The organism is Rhodoplanes tepidamans, from assembly GCF_030813915.1.
Lineage (GTDB): Bacteria > Pseudomonadota > Alphaproteobacteria > Rhizobiales > Xanthobacteraceae > Rhodoplanes > Rhodoplanes tepidamans.
The window spans coordinates 24,223-31,720 of record NZ_JAUSUJ010000042.1; the positions used below are offsets into that span (position 1 = coordinate 24,223).

At 72.3% G+C, this 7,498-nt stretch carries 8 protein-coding genes; 3 read left to right on the top strand and 5 right to left on the bottom strand.

All coding sequences use genetic code 11. The annotated features are described in order from the left end of the window. Positions 1-62: 62 nt before the first annotated feature. The gene (locus tag J2S22_RS29835) at positions 63-1,034 is read right to left on the bottom strand and encodes a hypothetical protein (RefSeq protein WP_272777895.1); all 972 of its coding nucleotides are present in this window, start codon (positions 1,032-1,034) and stop codon (positions 63-65) included. A gap of 10 nt (positions 1,035-1,044) precedes the next feature. Continuing rightward, positions 1,045-1,233 carry a hypothetical protein gene (locus tag J2S22_RS29840; protein ID WP_272777894.1) on the bottom strand — a complete coding sequence of 63 codons (189 nt, stop codon included), beginning with the start codon at positions 1,231-1,233 and terminating at the stop codon, positions 1,045-1,047. Positions 1,234-1,588: 355 nt separating this feature from the next. Here J2S22_RS29840 and J2S22_RS29845 point away from each other — a divergent pair, with 355 nt between their 5' ends. Beyond that, on the top strand, positions 1,589-2,488 hold the full coding sequence (locus J2S22_RS29845; protein WP_272777893.1) for a DUF2336 domain-containing protein: 900 nt from the start codon (positions 1,589-1,591) through the stop codon (positions 2,486-2,488). Here the strand turns inward: J2S22_RS29845 and J2S22_RS29850 are convergent, their stop codons facing one another. The 3 genes from J2S22_RS29850 to J2S22_RS29860 all read right to left on the bottom strand — a co-directional run bounded on the left by J2S22_RS29850 (position 2,489) and on the right by J2S22_RS29860 (position 5,826). Next, complete coding sequence (locus J2S22_RS29850) at positions 2,489-2,836, bottom strand: DUF1491 family protein (protein ID WP_272777892.1); 348 nt, start codon at positions 2,834-2,836, stop codon at positions 2,489-2,491. Positions 2,837-2,966: 130 nt separating this feature from the next. Continuing rightward, on the bottom strand, positions 2,967-3,962 hold the full coding sequence (locus tag J2S22_RS29855; protein WP_272777891.1) for a peptidoglycan-binding domain-containing protein: 996 nt from the start codon (positions 3,960-3,962) through the stop codon (positions 2,967-2,969). Next, positions 3,955-5,826, bottom strand: coding sequence for a PAS domain-containing sensor histidine kinase (locus tag J2S22_RS29860; protein WP_272777890.1), 1,872 nt, complete (start codon positions 5,824-5,826; stop codon positions 3,955-3,957). The genes J2S22_RS29855 and J2S22_RS29860 overlap by 8 nt, the downstream gene beginning before the upstream one ends. A gap of 483 nt (positions 5,827-6,309) precedes the next feature. On the opposite strand from J2S22_RS29860, the gene J2S22_RS29865 reads away from it, so the two are divergent. Continuing rightward, the gene (locus J2S22_RS29865) at positions 6,310-6,738 is read left to right on the top strand and encodes a DUF5330 domain-containing protein (protein ID WP_272777889.1); all 429 of its coding nucleotides are present in this window, start codon (positions 6,310-6,312) and stop codon (positions 6,736-6,738) included. 193 nt (positions 6,739-6,931) lie between these two features. Then, entirely contained in the window at positions 6,932-7,360 is a 429-nt protein-coding gene (locus J2S22_RS29870; protein WP_272777888.1) for a SufE family protein, read from the top strand. Positions 7,361-7,498 lie beyond the last annotated feature (138 nt).

The window sequence follows — 7,498 nt, forward strand, 5'->3', positions numbered from 1 at the left end:
TAGGCCGGCCCCCCGCCGCACGCCAAGCGGGACGGACGCGCATGGCCGGCGGGACTAGTCCGTCAGGGCCTGACGAGCGACACGAAGGTCGGACCGGCCGGGTCGGCCGCCACGGCCGGCGCGGCACTCGCGACCGGCCCGGCGGGGGGGCCGGGCGGCGGCAGGCCAGCGCTGGGCACGCCCGGCAGCGGCAGCCCGGGCGGCGGCGCCGACTTGGTGATCGGCGGCATCGACGGCAGCGGATAGGGCGGCACCAGCACGATCGCGCCGGGCGTGATCTCCGGGCCGGGCAGCAGGCGCGCCTCGGCCACCCGGGTCTTCAGGAAGGTGAGCGAGCGCTCGACCTCGACGGCGGCCGACAGCGGCGTGGCGATGACCAGCCGCTCCAGCGCATAGCCGTAGGAGGCGGTGCGGTTGACCAGCGACTGCTGCACCCAGCTCATGATCAGGGCGTTCTCGGCCATGCGGGCCTGGGCGTTGCCGGCCTCGGCCGACGTGAGGCCGTTGACATGGGCGAGGCTCTTGCCGCGCTTGATGTCCATGTCGAGCACCCGGCGCGCCGCCGCCACCCAGGCCGGCAGCCGGTTGACGTCGTTGCGGATGTCGTCGTTGAGCTTGGAGTAGCGGGCGGTCGCCGAGCGGAACGCCGTCTGCATCAGGTGCTGCTCGTAGGCGGCGACGTTGAACACCACCCAGTCCTGCCGGACCCCGCGGGTGACGCCGTACTCCTCCAGGATCGAGTACCAGCGCTGCCGCTCGTAGGGCGGCTCGATCAGCGGGAATGCGAGATCCCGCATCACCCGCTCGTCCTCGGTATAGGGATAGGCCGAGACCGGCAGGCCGGCCTGCTTGGCTGCCGCCGGCCCCATCCAGTCGTGGATGCCGTCGCGCACCAGGCCGGGCTTCACCCGGCCGAAATCGCCGTTGGCGCAGCCGCCGAGCAGCGCCGCCACCATCACCGCGAGCGCCGGCCCGCATCGCCGCGCCCCGCCCGTGCGGACGCGCCCTTCCCGGACCTGCACCTCGATCACCACGTTGCCGCACTCACCGCCGTGCCGTCGGGCGGCGCCCCTTGCGGGCGGCCGAGCCGCCGTCGCGCAGGCCGTCGCGCGGATCGTCGTGCCGATCGACCCGCACCACCGGCAGGATGATGATGGTGGCCGGCTCGTCGGCATTTCGGCTCCGCCCGTCGTAGACGTGACGATCGGCCGGGAAGGAGATGATGGTTCCCATGGCGTCCTCCATCGGGTCGGAGTGACCCGCGGTATGCCACGATCGATTACGCGCCGTTATGGTTAACGGTCGGTTAAGCGTAACTCGTTGGTCCGGAAGGGTTGCACGCCGGTGACACCGGGCGTTTTCGCGGTGCTTCGAGGCTGGATTCCGGCCCGCGCCGGGGCGCCGCCGGGCGGTCGCGCCCGGGCCGCCCCGATCGCTCGAACTTTAGGGAAAAGGTTAACGGGTTGTTGGGGTTAAGGCTCCGCTAACGAGTCCCGTCTTAAGCTCTCGGAAAGGTCGTTTCGGGGGACGTGGTCGCACGGCCGGTCGCGCCGACCGGTCGAGGCACCTGGCGGGGGCTCGTTCGCGTATGTCGTCCTTGTTTCCGGGACTGGACAGCCTGGTGGGGCTCGCCCGGCACGGCGTCGACGTGAAGCCGACGCTGCTGCGGGTGCTGACCGACCTGTATGTCCAGAAGCCGACCCACTCGCCGGACGAGGAGCGCCAGTATGTCGAGCTGTCGCTGCGCCTGATCGACGCCGTCGATCAGGCCACCCGCGAGACCGTGGCCCGCACGCTGGCCGCCTATCCGGGCGCGCCCGACAAGGTCCTGGCCCGCCTCGACGGACGCCCCGCGCCGGCCGAGGACCCGCCGCCCGCCCCGGCGACCCGCGGCGAGGCCGAGGCGCGTGCCCTGGTCCGCGACTTCTTCGCCGCCGACACCGACGGCCGCCGCGCCGTGCTGGACGCGCTCGACCGTCTGGGCCCGCTCGCCGCCGGCACTTGGCCGACCCCGGGCGACGAGGTGGCGCGCCGGCTGGAGACGAGCGTGCTCGGCGGCCGGCCCGGCGACTTCGTGCGCGAGATCGAGCGGGCGCTGGGCATCGCCCGGCCGCTCGCCGAGCGCATCGTCAACGATCTCGGTGGCGAGCCGCTGGTGGTCACGGCGCGGGCGCTCGCCGTGCCGGCCCCGGCGCTGCAGCGCATCCTGCTGTTCGTCAATCCGGCGATCGGCCACTCGGTGCGGCGCGTCTATGCGCTGAGCGCCCTGTTCGACGAGATCAGCCTCGCCGCGGCGCTGCGCCTCGTCGCCGCCTGGCGGATCGCCGAGCCGGCCGTCCCGGTGCGTCCCGGCCAGGCCCCGTCGTCGCGCGCCGGGCTGGTGCGCAGCCGCATCGGCGCCACCGTCCCGGATCGGCTCGCCGGGCCGGACCGGCTCGTCGGCCCGCCCCGCCTTGCGCCCGGCCGTGTCGTCGGCGGCGAGTCCTGATCAGCGCAGCACGCGGTCGAGGAAGTGGCGGCCGGTCGGCTCCTCGATCTCGATCACCCAGACGTCGGGATCGAACCGGCTCTCCTTGGCGATGAACGCCTCCACGGCGCTTTCCGGCGCCGGGCTCTCCTTCAGCACGGAGACGAAGGCGCGGTCGAACGGCATCGCCTCGTCGAAGGCGGTCTGCGGTGCCGGGCCGTAGAGGTCGGCCGTGCCGTTCAGCCGATTGACGATGACGAAGACCGCGCCCGCGTCCTCGGCGCCGCGCCGGCGCACCGCCGCGAACACGCCCTCGACGCCGCAGCGGCGGATATAGGCCGCGACCCAGATTCCGGATTTCAGACGCATGCGGCCTCGATGAGCGATGAGCGATGAGCGATGAGCGAATGGCGAATAGTGAAGGAGCCGGCGACCGGGCACCATCCCCTACTCGCTACTCGCTACTCGCTACTCGCTACTCGCTACTCGCTGTTCGCCTTCACTCGATCGGCCGGCCGGTCAGGGCGACGAGCTCGCGCACCAGGCGGTCGCTGACCTGGCCGGTCACCGGCATGCGGCGGGCCTCCTCGAAGGCCGCGATGGCGTCGTGGGTGGCCTTGTCGTGGACGCCGGTCTGGCGCACCTGGCCGTAGCCGTAGTCGGCGAGCGCGCGCTGCACCGCCTTGATCTGCGCGGTGCCGGCGGCGGTCGCCGGCGAGGTCGCCCGCGGCTGCGCGACCGGCTGCGGCGGGGTCGGCGCCGGCGGCGGGGCGGCCAGCGCCGCGGCCTTGACGGGCGCCACCGGATGGGCGGCGAGCGGGGTCGGCGTCGGCGACGCGCCGGTGGTCGCCCGCGCCTGCACCACCGGTGCGTGGGTCGCGGTGGCCGAGCCGCCGATCAGGCCGGCGATCGGATCGGGCCGAGGGGGCGCCGCAGCCGGCTTCGGCTTGGCGGGCGACCGCATGATGGACTTCAGGATCGCGTCGGTCGGCTCGCCGGTCGGGGCGAGGCCCTGCGCCTGCTCGAACTCGCGGATCGCCGCCTCGGTGCGGCTGCCGGCGATGCCGTCGACGGCGGCGTCGTAGTAGCCGCGCCGCAGGAGCTCGCGCTGGATGTCGGTGACGAGCTCGGGGCGCGCCTTGACGGCCGGCTTCGCCGCCGCGGCCGCCGCCGGCTCGACGCGGGCCGGCGCCTGCGCGTCGGCGGGACGCGGACGCGGCAGCACGCTGAGCGCGCCGGTCTGCTCGCGCGCCGGCGCGGCGCGCGGCTTCTCGGTCTTCAGCGCGAAGATCGGCGCCGGGTGCGGGCCCGGCTGCATGAACAGCGCGTTGATCACGATGGTGGCGCAGGCGGCGATGCCGGCCGCGCCGGCCAACGTGTCGCGCGGCCGCCGCAGCAGCGCCAGCGCGAGCGCACCCGTCCGGCCCGGGCGCGCCTCGCGCTCCCGTCCGTCGCCACTCCGATGATCGACCTCCTGGTCGACCGGATCACGCACGCTTCTTGACCGCAACCGCCGCCTCGCCGCTCGTCTGTTCGGATGGAATGTCCTCGGGCGCCGGCTCGCCCGGGAGGTTCAGCCGCCGCACCGTCGAGGCCGCCGGAACGGGCGGCGCCCTGCGGGTGCGGGCGGGATCGCAATCGAGCGGAATCCGCACCGTGACGCAAGTCCCGGCGCCGAGCCGGCTCGCCATGGCGACCTCGCCGCCGTGCAGGCCGACCAGCCCCTTGACGATCGACAGCCCGAGCCCGGTGCCGTGATGCGGGCGGTCGTAGGAATCGCGCGACTGGAAGAACGGGTCGCCGCAGCGCGCCAGGTCGTCCTCGCGGATGCCGATGCCGTTGTCCTCGACCATGATGGCGAGACGCGTCGCCTCGCGCCGCGCCGCCACCGTGACGCAGCCGCCGCGGTCGGTGAACTTCACCGCGTTGGACACGAGGTTGAGCAGAATCTGCTTGAGCGCGCGCTTGTCGGCGACGATCTCGGGCAGGGCCGGATCGATCGCCACCTCGAGGCGGATGTCCTGCTCGCGCGCCTTGAGCGCCAGGAGGTCGCAGCACGAGTGCACCACCGGCGCCAGCGCGAACGGCTCGGGCCGGATGTCGAACTCGCCGGTCTCCAGCTTCGACATGTCGAGGATGTCGTTGACGACGGACAGGAGATGGCTGCCCGACTCGTTGATCAGCCGGGCGTATTCGAGTCGCCGCTCCGGCGTGATGCCGAGCGCCTTCTCGTTGATCAGCATGTCCGAGAAGCCGATGACGGCGTTGAGCGGCGTGCGCAGCTCGTGGCTCATGGTGGCGAGGAAGCGGCTCTTCGCCGAGTTGGCGCGCTCCGCCTCGGCGCGCGCCTGGTCGAGCGCCCGCTCCTGCTCCTTGCGCTCGGTCACGTCGCGCATCACCGCGACGACCTCGCGGGTGCCGGGCTCGGGGCCGGCGACGGCACGATCGAGCGGACGGCAGCGCATCTCGATCCACACGAAGCGCACCGGCGCACCCGCCGTGTCGGGCTCGCGCCGCACCCGGAACTCGACCGAGCGCGCGAGGCCGTGCGCCGCCGCATCGGCGAGCGCGCTGAGATAGGCCGGGCGATCGGCGATGTGGACGCGATCGAACAGGCCGTGGCCGCGCAGCTCGCCGGCGCTGACGCCGAACAGCGGCTCGACCGCGGGCGACGCGAACAGCACGGCGCCGTTCGGCCCGTGCCGCGTGATCACGTCGGTCATGTTGCGGGCGAGCAGACGATAGCGGTCCTCCTCGGCGTAGAGGAGCCAGAAGCTCTTGCGGGTGAGCGATTCGGCACCGAGCGCGAGACCGGTCGCGTAGAGCGCGGCGGAGACCACGCCGAGCGCGGCGAGCACGCCCGCGTCGTGGCCGGCGCCGAGCGGCGCCGGAAGCAGGCCGAACGCGCCCATGCCGACCAGCAGGCCGGCGGCGCCGAGCGCCAGCATGGAGGCGAGCGCGACGACGCGGCGCGACGCCGACAGCGCGCCCTCGAGCGGCACCACGACCAGCCAGATCGCCGCGAAGGATCCGATGCCGCCGGTCTTCGCCGCCACCACGGTGACGATGCCGGTGAGCGCCAGCGCCGAGAGCACGTGAGCGCTCTCGTAGCGTCCGGTGCGCGACAGGAAGTAGGAGGTGAGAATCGGCGCGACCAACCAGCAGAAGACGAGCACCTCGAGCGCGCTCGGCGCGCCGCGCAACGCCAGATAGGCCGGGAACGCGACGAGCGCCGTGAGGCTGCCGATCAGGCGTGGCGCGATGAAGGCGCGATGGCGCGCCCTCGCCAGCGGATCGCCCTGCACGGACGGATGCACCAACGCGTCCAGGTAATGTCCGAGTGATGTCAAAACGCTCACGTCGCCCACTGCACGCCCCGACACGGACGCGCCCCTCCGCGTCGAGGGGATCGTCTCAGACCGCCATTAAACGAACGCTAAGGTCGCCCGTTCGGGCAGGTTCGGTTTCGCCGGCGGGCGGCAAACCGTGCAGCCGTCACGATCCTATCTGCGCGGATGGTGAACACGGTATTGAATGGTGAACACGACGTTGATTGGTGAACGGTCCGTTGCGACGCGTCGCATGCGCGCGTTAGCGCCGAAGAAATCGATCGTTTCCGCACCGTCCCCTCCGATTCGCCCAACCCCTTGAACGAGCGTCGCACGGCATGCCCGAAAGGTCCTGACCGATGGTGAACGCGATCGCTCGAATTGTCGGAAAACTCGAGTCGAATGCCGCCGTCGCTTCGAACCGCGCGTCAAAGCGCGGCTGCTAGCGTTCGGCTCGGGGAACAAAGAACAGGGACACGGGACGAGGGAGACGGGGACCACAGGGACAGGACAATGGGTTTCTTGTTGCGCACGGCCTTCTGGCTCGGCGTCGTGGCGGTGCTGTTGCCGACCGTCACGCGGACGCCGTCGGACGGCGACGGCGCGGCGGCGGTGAGCGCGGCGGATGCCGCCTCCGCGGCCGCGTCGACGGTCGCGGACCTGCGCCAGTTCTGCGCGCGCCAGCCCGACGTGTGTGCCATCGGCACGCAGGTCGCGGTGGCGATCGGGCAGAAGGCCCAGGCCGGCGCGAAGATCATGTACGAGATGGTGAGCGAGACGCTCTCCTCCAGCGACCGCACGCCGGTCACGACCGGCGCCACCGCCCTCAGGGGCGACCTCGCGCGCCCGCAGGCGTCGCAGAACACCCTGACGGCCGCCGACCTCGCGCCCGACTGGCGCGGGCCGCAGCCGCGCCGCGAGGCGGCCCGCCCGCCGGGCTGAGCCGGACGGTCCCCGGCGAGCGGCGACGACGATCGACGGCGGCCCCTGCGGCCGCCGTCCTCGTTTCGGGCAGCCTGTCCCGGCATCCGCCGCACGGCGAATTCCCATTCGGGGCGATCGCCCTTATGTATGCGGGGATCGGCCGCGCGGGCGGCCTCCGACCGGACGGCAACCGAGCGGCGAGACAGGCGACATGACACTCGACGAGATTCTCGACAACTTCGCGCTGCTCGACGACTGGGACGACCGCTACCGCTACATCATCGAGCTCGGCCGCACGCTGGAGCCGCTGCCCGAGGCGGACCATGTCGAGGCCAACAAGGTCCAGGGCTGCGCCAGCCAGGTGTGGCTCACCACCGCGGTACGCCCGGACGGTGCCGGCGGGCCGGTGCTCAGCTTCAAGGGCGACAGCGACGCCCACATCGTGCGCGGCCTGATCGCGATCCTGTTCTCGCTCTACTCGGACAAGAACGCCCGCGAGATCCTGGCGGCGGAGCCGACCACCATCTTCGAGAAGCTCGGCCTGAAGGACCACCTGACGCCGCAGCGCTCCAACGGCCTGAAGTCGATGGTGGCGCGGATCCGCCGCGACGCCGAAGCGGCGTTGGCGACGAGCGAATAGCGAAGGGCGAATAGGGCAAGAGTGGGCGGGGGAGACCGCTACTCGCTACTCGCTACTCGCTACTCGCTACTCGCTACTCGCTACTCGCTACTCGCTACTCGCTACTCGCTACTCGCTACTCGCTACTCGCTACTCGCT

What these genes read in the sequence shown, in the direction of transcription:
- J2S22_RS29845 (WP_272777893.1), top strand. Translation starts at nt 1,589, where the DNA reads ATGTCGTCCTTGTTTCCGGGACTGGACAGCCTGGTGGGGCTCGCCCGG.
- J2S22_RS29865 (WP_272777889.1), top strand. Translation starts at nt 6,310, where the DNA reads ATGGGTTTCTTGTTGCGCACGGCCTTCTGGCTCGGCGTCGTGGCGGTG.
- J2S22_RS29840 (WP_272777894.1), bottom strand. Translation starts at nt 1,233, where the DNA reads ATGGGAACCATCATCTCCTTCCCGGCCGATCGTCACGTCTACGACGGG.
- J2S22_RS29850 (WP_272777892.1), bottom strand. Translation starts at nt 2,836, where the DNA reads ATGCGTCTGAAATCCGGAATCTGGGTCGCGGCCTATATCCGCCGCTGC.
- J2S22_RS29870 (WP_272777888.1), top strand. Translation starts at nt 6,932, where the DNA reads ATGACACTCGACGAGATTCTCGACAACTTCGCGCTGCTCGACGACTGG.